Here is a 14,909-nt window from a genome sequence, read left to right as displayed (position 1 = left end):
TCGGGGGGAGACGCGTCCCCTCCCGGACCCGCAGGCCACGCCATGAGTGCCCCGGCTCCCGCCGCTCAGCGCCGGCATCACCGCTTCCGGATCCCGAAGATGCTGCGCCGCGTCGTGGGCGTGGCGATCGCCGTCGTCCTCATCTACTACGTCCTCGTCAAGCTCAGCACCCAGAAGGGCCACGTCAGCCTCCTCACCCATATCAACCTGGGCTTCGTCGCCGCCGGCTTGGTCCTGGAGGCGGCATCGCTGGTTGCCTACGCCCTGCTGACGAGGTCGGTCCTCACCCAGTTCGGCCCCACGCCCACCCTCGCCCGTATCCTGCGGGTGGACCTGGCCACGCTGGCGGTCACCCGGGTGATCCCGGGCGGGTCGGCGGCGGGCACCGGCCTCGGCTTCCGCCTGCTGACCGAGGCCGGCGTCCGCAAGAGCGATGCCGGCCTGACCCTGGCGGTCCAGAGCATCGGCTCGGCGGTCATCCTCAACAGCCTGCTGTGGGTGGGCCTGGTCCTGTCCATCCCGCTGCGGGCGCTCACCCACACGGCCGGGGACACCTCGGCCATCCCGAAGGTGTTCTACGTCGCCGCCGCGTTCATCGGCGTGGTGCTGGTGGGCTTCTTTGGCTTCGTTGTGTTCGGGCTCACCCGGGGCGAGGAGAAGTCCCTGCGCGTGGTGCGCGCGGTGTGCCGGCGGGTCAAGTTCCTGGACGAGGAGTCCGTGGTGGCCCTGGTGGAGCGGGTGGCGGACCAGCTCCGGCTCATGGCCGCCAACCGCAAGCTCCTGGGCCAGGCCGTGGGCTTCGCCTCCCTGAACTGGGTCCTGGATGCCGGCGCCCTGTGGGTGATGCTGGCGGCCTTCCACTACCACCTGCAGCCCGACGCCCTGCTGATCTGCTACTCCCTGGGCAACATCGTCGCCGTCATCCCCCTGACGCCGGGCGGCATCGGGGTGGTGGAGTTCGTCCTCACCTCCACCCTCATCGTCTTCGGTGCCCCGCACGACGTCGCCGGTCTCGGGGTCATCGCCTACCGGCTGGTGAGCTTCTGGCTGCCGATCCCGGTCGGGGGCCTGTCGTACCTCTCGCTGCGCGTCGGCCACCGCGTCCCCGAGGGGCGGCCGGAGCAGGCGGAGACCGCTGTCGATTCGTGACCCACCTGCTGGTCACCAACGACTTCCCCCCCAAGGTCGGCGGCATCCAGAATTACCTCTGGGAGCTGTGGCGCCGCCTGCCGCCGGACAGCTTCTCCGTCCTCACCACGGTGCACCCGGGCGACGCCGCCTTCGACGCGTCGCAGCCCTTCCGGGTGGAGCGGGTACCCCGCACGGTGCTGTGGCCATCCGGGCACCTGAAACGCCGGATCCAACGCCTGGCGGGGGAGACGGGCTCGGCGCTGGTCGTCCTGGACCCGGTCCTGCCCCTCGGCGCCCTGGGTCCCCGGCTTGGGCGGCCCTACGCGGTCGTGGCCCACGGGGCCGAGATCACGGTGCCGGGCCGCCTGCCGGTCAGCCGGGCACCGGTGGGCCGGGTGCTGCGCCGGGCGGCGGGGGCGGTGGCGGCCGGGTCGTGGGTGGCGAGCGAGGTCCAGCGGGCGGCGGGGCGCGACCTCGACCTCGCCGTCGTGCCCCCCGGGGTGGATACCCAGCGCTTCCGGCCTCTCGAGGAGCCGGCCCGCCAGGCTGCCCGCAGGCAGTTCGGCCTGCCGGACGGGCCGCTGGTCGTCAACGTCGGGCGGCTGGTGCCCCGCAAGGGGGCTGATGTCCTGATCGACGCCGCCGCCCGGGTGTCCCGGGACTTCTCCGGCCTGACGGTGGCGGTCGCTGGTACGGGTCGGGACCGGGAACGGCTGGAGGAGCGCGCCCGCCGGCAGCGGGCGCCGGTGCGCTTCCTGGGGTCGGTGCCGGATGACCTGCTGGCGGACCTCTATGCGTGCGCCGACGTGTTCGCCGCCCCCAACCGGACCCGCTGGGGCGGCCTCGAGCAGGAGGGGTTCGGGATCGTCTTCCTCGAGGCGGCGGCATGCGCCGTGCCCCAGGTGGCGGGCAACAGCGGCGGGGCGCCCGAGGCGGTGGCCGACGGCGAGACCGGGCTGGTCGTGGACCATCCGGAGGATCCCCGGGGGGTGGCGGAGGCCCTGGGCCGCCTGCTCGGCGATCCCCACCTGCGCGCCCGGATGGGGGCCGAGGCCCGCCGCCGGGCGGTGGACCGGTTCTCCTATGACACCCTGGCCGCCGGGCTGGCGTCGTACCTCGCCCGGCTGGAAGCTGCGGCCGCCGCATCACGGCCCTGACGTGACCGTGCCTCGGCGCTACTCCAGCTCGAACTCGACCTCGTCGGCGAAGCACCAGTACCAGGTCTCCCCCCGCTGGAACGAGCGCATCACCGGGTGCCCGGTCTCGGCATAGTGCTGGGCGGCGTGGCGGTTCCGGGAGCTGTTGCAGCAGCCCACGTGCCCGCAGGTCATGCACAGTCGGAGGTGCACCCACAGGTCCCCGGTGGCCAGGCACTCCTCGCACCCGGTCGTCCGGGGCGTCACCTCCTGGATCCGGTTGAGGTGCGTGCAGGCCAGCCGCTCGGTGTCGCTCATCGGCTGCTCATCCCAGGTACCCCTCGACCGTGCCCGGGTCACGCACCTGCGCCTGGTCGGGGTCCAGACCGGCGCTGCGCCGCGCCCGCCGCTGGTGGAGCAGGTCCCAGGTCTGGTCGAGGGCGACCTCGAGCTCGGCGAGCCTGGTCTTCTCCTCCCGGCTTGCCTCGCCCCGGGACTCCTTCTCGAAGAGCTGGTGCTCCTCGTGCGCCATGGCATTGATGCGGTCGAAGATCTCCTGGTCGTCCATGCCCCCTCCTGGACCTCGCCCCGTCCCGCTGCGTCGGTCCGTCCATTATTGACCGGTTCACGTGCTGAGGGAGCGGATGGTCTCGATGGTGTCGGCCCCGGCCGCAGGCTTGTCGGTGCGGTACCCCTTGATGCGGGCAAAGCGGAGGGCCACGCCGCCCGGGTAGCGGGAGCTGGACTGGATGCCGTCGAAGGCGACCTCGACCACCAGCTCGGGGCGCACGTAGACCGTCCATTCGTCCCGGCGCACCTCCCGGGCCAGGAGTTCGGCGGTCTGCCAGGCCAGCACGGCGTCGCTCATCCCCTTGAAGGTCTTGCCCAGCATCACGAAGGTGCCGCCCGGCCCGCGCGCCCCGAGGTGCAGGTTGCTCAACCAGCCCCGGCGCCGGCCGTGGCCCCACTCGGCGGCCAGCACCACCAGATCCAGCGTGTGCGCCCGTTTGACCTTGAGCCAGGCCGCTCCCCGCCGGCCGGCCTCGTAGGGCGCCGCCGGGTCCTTCACCATCACGCCTTCGTGCCCGGCGGCCAGCGCGGCGTCGAGGCAGGCCTCGGCGCCGGGGGCATCGGCCACGAGGGCGTGCGGCACCACCACATCGGCGGGGACCAGGCCCCGCAGGGCCGCAAACCGCTCCTCCGCCGGCAGGTCGATCAGGTCCTCGCCGTCGGCGTGCAGGCAGTCGAAGAACACCATCGCCAGGGTGCCGGCAACCGGGCCGGCAATCCGCCCGGGTCGGGCTGCTGCGGGTTCTTGCGTGCCGAAGCGGCTCATCGTCTCCTGGAAGGGGCGTGGGCGGCCGTCGGGGCGCAGCGCGAGCAGCTCCCCGTCCAGGATCAGCGAGCCGGTGGGGAGGGCCTGGATCGCCCGGACCAGCTCCGGAACCCGGGGTGTCACGTCGGCCAGGGTGCGGCTGAACGCCCGCACGGTGGCGTCGAGGCGGTGCACCTGGATGCGCACGCCGTCGAATTTCCACTCGACGGCCGCCGGGCAGATGCGGGCAAGGGCGGCGGCCGGGTCGGCGACGCTCTGCGCCAGCATCGGCTTCAGCGGGCGGAGCACCTCGAGGCGGAACTGGCGCAGCCCGTCGCTCCCGTGGGCAAGGGCTGCGCCGGCGACCGCCGGGAGGTCGCCGGCGAGGAGCAGCGCCCGGCGGAGCTCGGCGGTTGGCACCCCGGCCGCCTGGGCCACCGATTCGGTCACGACCCCCGCCTGGGCCCCCTGGCGCAGCTCGCCGGAAAGGAGCCCGAGGACGAAGCGGCGCTCGGAGGAGGTCAGCCGGGAGAAGAGGGCGTGCAGCTCGGACCGGCGGGCTGCCTGCGACCCGGTCCCGGCGGTGGCCGCCAGCCGGGCGAAGGTGGCGTCCAAGTCGAGGATGGTGACCGACGGGGGAGCCGACTGGGCTGGCGGCAGGTCGCGTACCGACGCCCACCCGACGCCCAGGGCGCCCTGGGGGACCGCCCCGGACAGGTAGGCGACCGCCACTGCGGCCTCGTCCTGGGCCAGGCGGCGGAGGGTGGCTGCCAGGAGGCCGATCTTCGCCCGGCGGCCGGGGGTGGCCGCCACCGCCTCCGATGTGGTGGCGAGGTCGGACAGCAACGTGGTCCCCAACGTGGTCCCCATGTGCCGATTCTCCGCCACCGGCGGTCATACTGGCCGCAGGAGGTCTCCCCGACGATGACACCGACGCCCCCCATGGCAGATGATGTGACCCCCTCCCCGGCGGATGCGGCGCCCGACCGGGTGGGTGAGCTGGACCGCATGGTCGAGCGGGGTAGCCTTTTCACCCACGCCGCATTCGAGCGCATCGCCGCCCGCTCCACCCGCATCGAGCGCGAGCTCCATGACCTGGTGGGCACCCTGCGCGCCGCCGGCGTCGTGCCCGCGGAGGTGGCGCTCCCGGAAGGGGACCCCGCCCCCGGCGGGGCGGGGGAGCCGGATGGATCGCCGGAGGGTGTCCCCTGGCCCACCATCGCCATGCGGGCCGAAGGCGCCCGGCCGGATCCGACCCGCGAGGTCAACTGTGGCGAGCGCATGCACGTCTGCCACGCGGTGTGCTGCAAGCTGCACTTCGCCCTCACCGGCGGGGAGGTGGACGCCGGGGCGGTGCGCTTCGACCTCGGGTGGCCCTACATGATCCGCCATGACCGGGACGGGTACTGCACGCACAACGACCGGGCCACCGGGTTCTGCGGGGTCTACGCCGACCGGCCGGGGATCTGCCGGAAGTACAGCTGTGCCGGGGACGAGCGCATCTGGAAGGACTTCGACGCCATGGAGCTGAACCACGAATGGCTGGACGCCAACCTCGGCCCGGCCCAGCGCATCCGCCTGCGCCTGGACCTGCCGCTCATGGACCCCGACCAGGCCTGAGCCAGCCTGAGCCGGCCTGAGCCAGCCTGAGCCAGGGCCCGCGATTTGCCGTCTTAAGGGCTTCAGATCCCTGGGCAACGCGCCGACATTCACTGCAACCGTCGGCGACCGTGGCCGCGGGCGCGTGGGACCGTGGGGGGCCCTGGGGAGGGAGTTCACGCGTGCTTCGGGCACGGCCACCGGTTGGCAGGACTGGGTACGGCGACCGAAATGCCTCAGTAGTGGGCCAGCGCTCGATAGGATCCCGGTCCGGCAGGCACCACGTAGGGGGACGCCGGTAGGGAGGCGCAGGCACGCTGGCCCTGGGGCTGCGTTGGCTGGTCGCGAGGACTGGAGGAGCGAGATGGGCAGGCTGAGGCGCGCGGCGGGGTACTTTCGGGGCGAGCGGAGGGCGCGGGGTGCGTTGGCTGCGAGCGTCATCGTCCTCCTGCCCGCCGGCATGGCCGGCCTGGCAGCCCCCGCCGGGGCCGCCGCGCCCGGGGCAGCTCCCGCCGCAGTGACCACCCCCGCCGCCGATCCGGCCGCCGGGGCCGCGCCGGCCTCGGGCCAGGGCTACTGGCTGGTGGCCTCCGACGGCGGGATCTTCAACTACGGCGACGCCGGGTTCTTCGGCTCCGCCGGCGCCATCCACCTGAACAAGCCCGTGGTGGGCCTTGCCGCCACCGCCGATGGGAACGGCTACTGGCTGGTGGCCTCCGACGGTGGGATCTTCACCTACGGCGACGCCGGGTTCTCCGGCTCGGCCGGCGGCATCCACCTGAACAAACCCATCGTGGGCATGGCTTCCACCGCAGATGGCCGGGGCTACTGGCTGGTGGCCTCCGACGGTGGGATCTTCAACTACGGCGACGCCGGGTTCTTCGGCTCGGCGGGCGCGATCAATCTCAACAAGCCCATCGTCGGCATGGCCCCGGGCGGCGCCGGCTCGGGCTACTGGCTGGTGGCATCGGACGGTGGCATCTTCAACTACTCCACGCCGTTCTACGGCTCGGCGGGCGCCGTCCACCTGAACCGGCCGATCGTCAGCATGGCCCCCACCCCGGACGGCGGCGGCTATTGGCTGGTGGCCAGCGACGGCGGGATCTTCAACTACGGCGACGCCGGCTTCCAGGGATCCGCCGGAGCCCTGACGCTCGCCGCTCCGATCGTGGGCGCAGCAGGGGCCGGGACCGGCTCAACGGCGGGTTCGCCGCCCGTCCCACCGGTGGTGACCTCCGTCGCCCCGACCGGAGGGGCGACCACCGGGGGCACCGCGGTGACCATCACCGGCCAGCACCTCGCCGGGGCCACCGCGGTCCGATTCGGGACAGTGGCGGGTGCCATCGTCTCGGACGCCGACTCCCAGATCGTGGCCACCGCCCCGGCGCAGGGAGCGGGCAGCGTGGACATCACGGTCTCCACGCAGTTCGGGACCAGTGGCACCGGGAGCGCCGACCGTTTCACCTACTTCGTCGGGGCGCCCAGCGTCTCGGGGATCTCGCCGACCCACGGGCTGACCACCGGCGGCACCTCAGTCACGATCTCCGGCCAGAACCTGGCCGGGGCCACCGCGGTCAAGTTCGGCACCACGGGGGGCACGATCGCCAGCGACACCAGCACCCAGATTGTCGCCACCTCACCGGTCGAGGGCGCGGGCACGGTGCACGTGACCGTGACCACGGCGCACGGCACCAGCTCGTCCACGACGGCGGACCAGTTCACCTACCAGGTGCCGCCGCCCTCGGTCACCAAGGTCGCTCCCTCCACGGCCTCGACCGCCGGCGGCACCTACGTGACCATCAATGGCAGCAACCTGAGCGGGGTGAACGGCGTCAGGTTCGGGTCGGTGCCCGGGACGATCCTCGACCAGTCCAGCACGCAGATCTTCGCCCAGTCGCCGGCCGGATCGAACGGGACCGTCGACGTCACCCTCACCGGGCCTGGGGGTACCAGCGCCACCGGCGGGGCGGACCACTTCACCTACTCGAGCACCGCACCCGCCACCATCACGAAGAGCGGTGACTTCATCTATGCCAACAACCAGCCCGCCGCGACGTCGATCCAGGCCGATGTGAGTCCGGTCTCCGGTGATCTGGTCGCGCTGGCGATTGAAACCAAATTCCCGGGGGCCACCGATACGGCGTTTTCGGTCGGCGGGGTCACCGGCGGCCACGTCTCCTCCTGGCACAACGCCGACTCGTACTTCACCAACGACGGCGTCCACGAGATCGAGCTGTGGTGGGGTGAGGCAACGAGTTCGGGTTCCAGTACGGTCAATGTCAGCTTCAATCCCGTCACCACCGAGACGATGAGCGACCCCGAGAGCGCCGAGTCGCTGGACGCCGTGGTCTTCCACTCGTCGAAGGGCAGCTCCACGGTGTGGACCGCCGACAAGACCGGAGAGGTGGACGACGGCAGCTCCAGCAGGAGCCCGGCCCTCCCGACCCTGAATCCGAGTTCCACCGCAGAGGGCTACTTCGGCTACTTGGCGGTGTCGGGCAACGCCGGAAGCGGCTCCACCTGGGGCTGCGTGTACGGCAACGACCTGCGGTCCAACGAGGTGGTGGCCCAGCCCTCGGTATCGGCCTCGATATCGCCGACTGCCGTCCAGGACAGCAACTCCACATTCTCGTCGATCGGGGCGCTCTTCTCCGCAAATTAACGCTTCGCCCTGTCCCTCCTTGGGTATCATCACCTCTGAGCGCCGGGCGGGGCGCTGGAAACCTCCTGCCCGCGCGGTGAAGGTTCTGCGATGGTGGGGGGGACAGCGCGCGTGGAGGCCCGGTGTGGCGTGGTCGCTGGCCGTCGTTGGCGGCCGGGGGTGGCCGCCGTCCTCGCAGTACTCCTGAGCGCCGGGCTGCTCCTGGCCCCGGCGGCAGTCGAGGTCCCGGGCGCCGCCGGCCGGGCGGCCTCCGGCCCGCTCCTGGTGGCTGCGGGGGACATCTCCTGCGACAACGCGTGCGCCCAGGACACCACCGCCGGCCTGCTGGGCGGGCTCGGATCGATCAGCGCCCTGGCACTGCTGGGTGACGAGCAGTACCCGTCGGGCTACCCGGGCGCCGCCTGGCTGAACTCGAACGCCTTCCAGGGCACCGGCACCACGCTCACGATGTACCAGTCGGAGTACGCCAACAGCGGCTGGGCGGGCTACAACGCGGTGGCCCGCCCGGTGCCGGGGTACTACGACTGGGGCGACCTGGCGGAGACCGACAGCGGCCCGCTCCAGCAGCAGCCGGCCTACTTCTCGTACTTCTCCCGGGACTTCCCGGGCGGCGCCAACGCCGGCACGAACGAGACCGGCAGCGTGAACTGCGGGTCGCGCGCCACCAGTTGCAGCGACTGGTACTCGTACAGCGTCGGGTCCTGGACCGTGATCGCACTGGACAGCGAGTGCGCCGCGGTCGGCGGCTGCGGCACCGGCTCGGCCGAGGAGACGTTCCTGCGCCAGAGCCTGGCGGCGGCGGCCAACAGTTGCATCCTTGCCTACTGGCACACCCCGGCGTTCACCAACTCCAACCTGGGCGACGACTCCGAGTTCGCTGCGTTCTGGAACGACCTGTACAAGGCCCACGCCGCCATCGTGCTCGGGGGCCACGCCCATGACTACGAGCACCTGGTGCCGATGAACACCGGCGGGGTCGCGGACCTGCCCGAGGGCCTCACCGAGTTCGTCGTGGGCACCGGCGGGGCGCCCTCCGACTCCATCCAGAGCGGCCACCCGGCGGTGTACCAGGAGTCGGGCACGCCCGGCGTCCTGGCGCTCACGCTGGCCCCCGGAAGCGCCGACTTCTCGTTCGTCACCCCGGGAGGGTCACCCGACCGCGGCACCGTCTACTGCATCACGCCGCCCGCCGCCCCCACCGGGGTCGTGGCCACGGCGGGCAACAGGGCGGTCCAGGTGTCCTGGAACGCCTCCGCCACCCGGCCTCCCCGCACGTACACCGTCATCCCGATGGTGAATGGGGTGGCGCAGGCCGGGGTCAGCCAGACCGTGAGCGGGTCCACCCTCCAGGCCGTGATCAACGGCCTCACCAACGGGACCTCGTACACCTTCGAGGTGGTGGCCTCGAACAGCCTGGGCACGAGCCCGGCGGCCACGTCCAACCCGGCCACCCCGGTGGCGGTCCCGGCGCCCCCCACCAACGTGGCCGCCCAGGCGGGGAACGGCTACGCCTCCGTCACCTGGACCCCGCCGGCGGACACCGGCGGCAGCGCCCTGACTGCCTTCACCGTGACGCCCCATGGCGGGACTTCGGCGCTGGCGCCGGTCACCGTGGGACCGTCGGCGACCCGCCTCGTGGTCACCGGCCTGGCCAACGGCACCGCCTACACCTTCACGGTCACGGCCAGCAACGGCCAGGGCACCAGCCTGCCGTCATCGCCCTCCAGTGCCGTGACCCCGGTCGCCTCGGGCGGGCCTCCCCCGGCAGGCAATCCCGACCAGGGCTACTGGCTGGTGGCCAGCGACGGGGGGATCTTCAACTACGGCGATGCCGGGTTCTTCGGCTCGGCGGGCGCCATCCACCTGAACAAGCCGATCGTGGGCATGGCGGCCGTTCCCCGCGGCGGCGGGTACTGGCTCGTCGCCAGCGACGGGGGCATCTTCAACTACGGCGACGCGGCCTTCGCCGGGTCGGCCGGGGCGATCCACCTCAACCAACCGATCGTGGGTATGGCTCCCGGCCCCGGAGGGGCTGGGTACTGGCTGGTGGCCTCCGACGGCGGGATCTTCAACTACGGGACCCCGTTCCTCGGCTCGGCCGGCAGCATCCACCTGAACCGGCCCATCGTGGGCCTGGCCGTGCCACCGGACGGCGCCGGGTACTGGCTGGTGGCCTCCGACGGCGGGATCTTCAACTACGGCGACGCCTCATTCGAGGGCTCGGCGGGCGGCAGGCCGCTCAACAGGCCGGTCGTGGGGGCCGCGGGATGAGTCGGTGAGACCGGTTGGGAGCGGTGGGGACCGGGAGGACCGGTGACCCAAGCCCCCCCACGGGTGTCGGCAGGGTTCGGGCGCCTCGTTTGGACTAACGGCCGGTTGCACGGAGTTAACCCGTGCTCGACCATCTTTCCCTTAGAAGATTCTAACGCGCAAATCCGAAGAACTACGCTAGAATTCGTCCGCTGGTTTCAGGCCTAGGCTGAGGGGGTCGAATGCACCGGATGGGTCACAGCATCGAGGTAGCGCACCATGGTGTCGCCGCACAGGTCCGTCTCTCACCCAGCACCGGGCTCCGGGTAGCCCTCGCACTCCTGGCCAGCGTCTTCGGCTTGGTCATGGCGCTCCCGCCGTCGGCGCTCGCCGCAGTCGCAGTCAACGATCCGCTGTTCTCGCAGCAGTGGGGGTTGCAGCAGATCGGGGCGCCGAACGCATGGAGCTTCGCCACGGGCAAGAACGTGACTGTGGGCATCGTCGACACCGGGATCGACCTGGGTCACCAGGATCTGGCCGGCAAGGTGGTCGCCTCCACCAACTGCATCGGGGCCAACGCCGACCCGACGAAGTGCACGGGCAGCGCCCAGGATGACAACGGGCACGGCACCCACGTGGCGGGCATCATCGCCGCCGACACCAACAACGGGACCGGGATCGCGGGCGTGGCCCCGGACGCCAAGCTGCTGGTGGCCAAGGCCCTGGACGGCACGGGCGCCGGTGCCGACGCCGACGTCGAGGCGGGCATCGAATGGGTGGTCAACAAGGGCGCCCAGGTGGTCAACCTCAGCCTTGGAGATGGCGGCACCCTGCCGCTCGGCCTGGGTGGCACCACCGGGCTGTCGCAGCCACTGCTGGACGGCATCAACTACGCCTGGCAGCACGGGGCGGTCCCGGTGCTGGCCGCCGGCAACACCGGGTTCGGGGTCGGGAGCGGGCTGCTCGGCCAGCTGCTGGGGGCCACGGCCGCGTACGGGACCCTCACCGCCCTCATCGTGGGCGCCACCGGCCCCACCGGCGCCGTCGCCAACTACTCCAGCCAGCTCACCAGCGACAACTGGGCAGTGGTGGCGCCCGGTGGCGCCAACGACGGCAACAAGGCAGACGACGTCATGTCGACCTACTGGGTGAACGGCAAGACCAACCAGTACACCACCCTGGCCGGCACCTCGATGGCCACCCCGCACGTGACCGGGGCGGTCGCCGACCTGCTCTCGATGGGCTACACCCAGGGTGGCGCGGTCTCCCAGATCCTCAGCTCGGCGGACAAGGGCGTTGCCTGCGGGCAGGCGTGCTCGGGGCTGCTCGACCTTTCGAAGGCGGTCGGCGGGCCTGCCACACCGGCCCCGTCGGGCGCCGGTGCAGCCTCCTCGCCGAACCCGCTGGTGGCACTGCTCAACGCACTCGGGATCTAGCGGGATCCAGGCCGCTTCCCAGCGAGCCTCGGGTTGCCTCGGGTTGATCGGGGGCGTCGCTTCGGCGGCGCCCCCGGCGCGTGCTACATGTCCATCTCCTCGAGGGTGTCGCTCTCGGACGTCGGTTCCGGGTCGATCTGGTCCAGGTGGATCCGGATGCCGTACCGGTCGACGATGAAGGTGAGCTCGCCGGCTTCGAACTGGTTCTGGATCACCTCGAAGGCGGCTCGGCTGCGCAGCGACGAGAATGCCTCGAGGATGCGTTCCACAAAATCGTGCTCCGTCGGCATCGGGACCTCCGTTGGGGGCGGCTTCAACCCCGGGATCCTACCCCGCACGCGAAAGGGCACCGTGGCCGGGCCTGCGGCAAACTGTGCGCATGACCCTCGTGCTGGTGTGCCGGATCCTCCTCGCCATCGTTCTGGCCGGCGCCGGCATCGGCAAGCTCCAGGATCTCGACGACTCCCGCCAGCAGGTGGTGGACTTTGGTCTGCCCTACTCGCTCGCCCGCCCCATCGGCACGCTGCTGCCCGGCCTGGAGCTGGCCATCGGGGTGGCCCTGCTGATCGGCCCGCTGGCCTGGTGGGCCGCCTGGGCCGCCCTGGGGCTGGTCGGGGCCTTCGCCCTGGGCATCGGCTGGAACATGGCAGTGGGCCGTCGGCCGGACTGCCGGTGCTTCGGTTCCCTGCACATCGCCACCATCGGGTGGAAGACCCTCTGCCGGAACCTACTCCTGATGGCGCTGGCGGCGGTGGTGCTGGCCCGGCTCTGAGCCGGATGCCTGGGAGGTCGCCCGGCGGCGGGCGGCGTCAGTGGAACAGGAGCCCGGCCGCATAGGTGCAACCGCCCACGATGACGCCCGCCATCGTCATCTCGAAGCCCGCCGACCACCAGGTGCGCAGCGTGACCAGCGACTTGGCGGCGCCCACCAAAAAGTGGGCGATCAGGGAGACGACGGCGGCCCAGATGACCGCCGTGATGCCGTGGAGCCAGAAGAAGGGGAGCACCGGCACCATGGCCCCCAGCCCGGTGCTGAGCCCGGCGGCCAGCGCCGCCTGCGTGGGGTTCTCGCCCCCCTGGGCGCCCCCCAGCTCCTCGGCGATGAGGACGGGCAGGAGGCCCTCCTTACTGCGGGCGAGCTTGCCCGCCAGCTCGTTGGCGTCCGCCTCGCTCAGACCCTTCAGCTGGTAGTAGAGCGAGACCTCCTCCCGCTCCTCGTCGGGGTTCTGCTCGACCTCCCGGCGCTCCTGCTCGACGTTGGCCGCGGAGACCTCGGCGATCGAGCGCTCGGCCAGGAACGCCCCGGTGGCCATCGAGAGGGCGGATGCAAGGGCGCCCGCCAGCCCGGCGGTCAGCACGAAGTGCGAGCCGCCGGTGGCGCCCGAGACGCCCGAGACAATGCCGAAGACCGCCGCCAGGCCGTCGTTGGCACCGTAGATGGCCCCGGAGATCCACCCGGAGCCGCGCTGGTGCCAGCTCTCGCGGGCGAGGATCTGGTCCAGCCGGCGCTTGGGCTGGTTCGTCCCGCCCCCGAGCGAAGGGGGGAGTTCCCCGGACAGGGTCCCGATGTGGCGGGCGTGCGCCTGCTCGTCGCGCCGGATCGATGCGAAGAGCTCGTCGGTGGCCGGGTCGCCGGTGGGCTCGCCGTAGCCGGTGACGATCTCGTCGTTCTCGGCGGCCTCGCGGGCGGCGAGCACCCGCTCGACCGGGGCGACCCGGACCTGCAGGCGCTGCCAGGAGGACAGCCGCACGCGGGCGGGGTCCGGGATGGGGATGTTGAGGGCCCGCATCCGGTTCTCCACCCGCTCGAGGTGGCCCGCCTCCCCGCCGGCCATCCGCCGGAGCACGCTGGCCCGGCGCTCGTCCTTCTCCCGGGCGGCCAATGCCTCGTACACCGCCCGGGCTTCGATCTCGCCCCGCCAGGCGTCCAGGAGCCGCCGGGTCACCTCGGGGGTGGCGCGCACCAGCGGCTGCCCGTCGGGCCCCTCGCGTTCGCTCACCGAGTCGCTCCTCGCCTGGATCTCTTTCCTAAGGTTCCCAAAAGCCGCTGACGCCTCCCCGTGTAGAGGATATCTCGCAGCTTATGATGGCCCGACATGATCCTCGAGGCGCTGACCAAGGCCAAGGCGTTCGCCGACCTCTCCGGGTGGCGGAAGATCTCCGTCACCGGGGTGGACGCGGTGCGCTGGCTGAACGGGCTCACCACCACGGACCTCAACCACCTCCGCCCGGGCAGCTCGCAGCGCGCGCTCCTGCTGGACGCCGCCGGGGGCCTGCTGGCCGACGTCACCATTGCCGTGCCCGGGTCCAGCCTCCTGGTGGTGCAGGACCCGGTCCAGGCCACCAACGTCGTCGACGTCCTGGCCCTGGCAATCGGCAGCGCCGACGTCGAGCTCGAGGACCGCAGCCCGCGCATCGGCCTCTTCGCCTTCCCCGCCCGCCCGGCGGCGCCCGACCTCGGGGGCACGGCCTTCTACTCGCCCTCCGCCCTCGGCCCGGGCGCCGACATCACGTGCCTGCCCGAGGACCATCCCCGGTTCGTGACGTCGCTCTCCAAGGCCTTCACGCTGGCCACGCCCGACGACCTCGAGGCGTGGCGGATCGACAATGGCTGGGCCCGGCTGGGCATCGACGCGGTGGAGGGCGACCTCCCGGCGGAGGCCGGTCTCGGTGCCTACGTGGACTCCGCCAAGGGCCCGTTCCCGGGGCGGGAGCAGGCGCTGGCGGCGGGGCCGGGCGGACCGTTGCGGACCGTCGTGGTGGGTGTGGAGACCGGCGAGCCGGTGTCGCCCGGGGAGGACCTGCTGGTGGCCGGCCAGCCCGCCGGCAAGCTGACGAGCGTGACCGCAACCGACGAGGGCGTGGCCGGCCTGGCGCGGGTGGGCTGGGAGTTCCGGGCCGGGCCCTTCGAGACCGCCCAGGGGGTGGCGTTCCAGCTGCGCGGAGCATGAGCGCGCAGGCACATCGACCGCAACGCGCTGTGGCCGCCCACGCCGGGGGGCGTCAGCGGGAGTGCGTGGGGTAGGCTGGCAGGGCAGGATCTTCGCCGGGAGGATGCGCGTGTGAACCGAGCCCAGCTCGTCGACGACATCATGGCTGCCCGCCCCGAGGCGGGTGACCTCGTCTACATCGAGCGGCGCGGCGAGGACTACAACTGGACCCGTACCGACCCGGGCGGCGAGGTGGACACTCCGGAGCCCGGCGGCTTCCCGGACGCCTGGATGTACTACTCGGGCAAGTGGCCGGTGGACCAGCCCGACAAGGTTCCCGCCTTCTTCGACGACCTGCTGGCGGAGTTGGAGTCCATGACCGGCGGCTACGACCGCTGCCGGTGGGACCCCAACGATCCCTGGCCGCACCTGCACTGAGCGGGGCGGGAG

Annotated in this window: 14 protein-coding genes; 9 read left to right on the top strand and 5 right to left on the bottom strand. The window is 72.1% G+C overall.

Going from position 1 to position 14,909, the window contains the following annotated elements:
• Positions 1-42 precede the first annotated feature (42 nt).
• Both VFW71_05435 and VFW71_05430 read left to right on the top strand, forming a co-directional pair.
• Positions 43-1,149 (top strand): lysylphosphatidylglycerol synthase transmembrane domain-containing protein, encoded by a 1,107-nt coding sequence (locus VFW71_05435; GenBank protein HEU5002207.1) that lies wholly within the window; start codon positions 43-45, stop codon positions 1,147-1,149.
• Positions 1,146-2,288, top strand: coding sequence for a glycosyltransferase family 4 protein (locus VFW71_05430; protein HEU5002206.1), 1,143 nt, complete (start codon positions 1,146-1,148; stop codon positions 2,286-2,288). Before VFW71_05435 ends, VFW71_05430 begins: the two co-directional genes overlap by 4 nt.
• Positions 2,289-2,306: 18 nt before the next feature.
• On the opposite strand, the gene VFW71_05425 is transcribed toward VFW71_05430, so the two are convergent.
• From VFW71_05425 to VFW71_05415, 3 genes are read right to left on the bottom strand one after another with little or no spacing between them, the layout of a single operon-like run.
• Positions 2,307-2,585: a UBP-type zinc finger domain-containing protein gene (locus tag VFW71_05425; GenBank protein ID HEU5002205.1), complete on the bottom strand. Its 279-nt coding sequence runs from the start codon at positions 2,583-2,585 to the stop codon at positions 2,307-2,309.
• 7 nt (positions 2,586-2,592) lie between these two features.
• Positions 2,593-2,835, bottom strand: coding sequence for a DUF2630 family protein (locus tag VFW71_05420; GenBank protein HEU5002204.1), 243 nt, complete (start codon positions 2,833-2,835; stop codon positions 2,593-2,595).
• 57 nt (positions 2,836-2,892) lie between these two features.
• Positions 2,893-4,452, bottom strand: a complete 1,560-nt coding sequence (locus VFW71_05415) for an ATP-dependent DNA ligase (protein ID HEU5002203.1) — start codon at positions 4,450-4,452, stop codon at positions 2,893-2,895.
• Positions 4,453-4,524: 72 nt separating this feature from the next.
• Here VFW71_05415 and VFW71_05410 point away from each other — a divergent pair, with 72 nt between their 5' ends.
• The 4 genes from VFW71_05410 to VFW71_05395 all read left to right on the top strand — a co-directional run bounded on the left by VFW71_05410 (position 4,525) and on the right by VFW71_05395 (position 11,529).
• Positions 4,525-5,202 carry a hypothetical protein gene (locus VFW71_05410; GenBank protein HEU5002202.1) on the top strand — a complete coding sequence of 226 codons (678 nt, stop codon included), beginning with the start codon at positions 4,525-4,527 and terminating at the stop codon, positions 5,200-5,202.
• Positions 5,203-5,605: 403 nt separating this feature from the next.
• On the top strand, positions 5,606-7,843 hold the full coding sequence (locus VFW71_05405) for an IPT/TIG domain-containing protein (protein ID HEU5002201.1): 2,238 nt from the start codon (positions 5,606-5,608) through the stop codon (positions 7,841-7,843).
• Between the two features lie 159 nt (positions 7,844-8,002).
• Positions 8,003-10,114 carry a fibronectin type III domain-containing protein gene (locus VFW71_05400; GenBank protein ID HEU5002200.1) on the top strand — a complete coding sequence of 704 codons (2,112 nt, stop codon included), beginning with the start codon at positions 8,003-8,005 and terminating at the stop codon, positions 10,112-10,114.
• 230 nt (positions 10,115-10,344) lie between these two features.
• On the top strand, positions 10,345-11,529 hold the full coding sequence (locus tag VFW71_05395; GenBank protein ID HEU5002199.1) for a S8 family serine peptidase: 1,185 nt from the start codon (positions 10,345-10,347) through the stop codon (positions 11,527-11,529).
• A gap of 83 nt (positions 11,530-11,612) precedes the next feature.
• Here VFW71_05395 and VFW71_05390 read toward each other — a convergent pair whose 3' ends face one another.
• Positions 11,613-11,819 (bottom strand): hypothetical protein, encoded by a 207-nt coding sequence (locus VFW71_05390; protein HEU5002198.1) that lies wholly within the window; start codon positions 11,817-11,819, stop codon positions 11,613-11,615.
• A gap of 89 nt (positions 11,820-11,908) precedes the next feature.
• Between VFW71_05390 and VFW71_05385 the strand changes: the two genes are divergently transcribed.
• Complete coding sequence (locus tag VFW71_05385; protein HEU5002197.1) at positions 11,909-12,301, top strand: MauE/DoxX family redox-associated membrane protein; 393 nt, start codon at positions 11,909-11,911, stop codon at positions 12,299-12,301.
• 37 nt (positions 12,302-12,338) lie between these two features.
• Here VFW71_05385 and VFW71_05380 read toward each other — a convergent pair whose 3' ends face one another.
• Entirely contained in the window at positions 12,339-13,529 is a 1,191-nt protein-coding gene (locus tag VFW71_05380) for a VIT1/CCC1 transporter family protein (GenBank protein ID HEU5002196.1), read from the bottom strand.
• A gap of 96 nt (positions 13,530-13,625) precedes the next feature.
• On the opposite strand from VFW71_05380, the gene VFW71_05375 reads away from it, so the two are divergent.
• Complete coding sequence (locus VFW71_05375; GenBank protein HEU5002195.1) at positions 13,626-14,480, top strand: hypothetical protein; 855 nt, start codon at positions 13,626-13,628, stop codon at positions 14,478-14,480.
• A gap of 111 nt (positions 14,481-14,591) precedes the next feature.
• Positions 14,592-14,897, top strand: a complete 306-nt coding sequence (locus VFW71_05370) for a hypothetical protein (protein ID HEU5002194.1) — start codon at positions 14,592-14,594, stop codon at positions 14,895-14,897.
• The last annotated feature ends 12 nt before the right edge of the window (positions 14,898-14,909 follow it).

The sequence above is a fragment of the Actinomycetota bacterium genome (genome assembly GCA_035765775.1).
In the GTDB taxonomy this organism is placed as follows: Bacteria; Actinomycetota; CADDZG01; order JAHWKV01; family JAOPZY01; genus DASTWV01.
Note: the sequence above shows the minus strand (reverse complement) of the source record. Positions and strands in the feature narration are given on the sequence as shown.

Bases quoted from the DNA above. Each gene is read 5' to 3' on its own strand.
- VFW71_05435 (HEU5002207.1), top strand. From the start codon at position 43: ATGAGTGCCCCGGCTCCCGCCGCTCAGCGCCGGCATCACCGCTTCCGG.
- VFW71_05425 (HEU5002205.1), bottom strand. From the start codon at position 2,585: ATGAGCGACACCGAGCGGCTGGCCTGCACGCACCTCAACCGGATCCAG.
- VFW71_05420 (HEU5002204.1), bottom strand. From the start codon at position 2,835: ATGGACGACCAGGAGATCTTCGACCGCATCAATGCCATGGCGCACGAG.
- VFW71_05415 (HEU5002203.1), bottom strand. From the start codon at position 4,452: ATGGGGACCACGTTGGGGACCACGTTGCTGTCCGACCTCGCCACCACA.
- VFW71_05410 (HEU5002202.1), top strand. From the start codon at position 4,525: ATGGCAGATGATGTGACCCCCTCCCCGGCGGATGCGGCGCCCGACCGG.
- VFW71_05395 (HEU5002199.1), top strand. From the start codon at position 10,345: ATGGGTCACAGCATCGAGGTAGCGCACCATGGTGTCGCCGCACAGGTC.
- VFW71_05390 (HEU5002198.1), bottom strand. From the start codon at position 11,819: ATGCCGACGGAGCACGATTTTGTGGAACGCATCCTCGAGGCATTCTCG.
- VFW71_05385 (HEU5002197.1), top strand. From the start codon at position 11,909: ATGACCCTCGTGCTGGTGTGCCGGATCCTCCTCGCCATCGTTCTGGCC.
- VFW71_05375 (HEU5002195.1), top strand. From the start codon at position 13,626: ATGATCCTCGAGGCGCTGACCAAGGCCAAGGCGTTCGCCGACCTCTCC.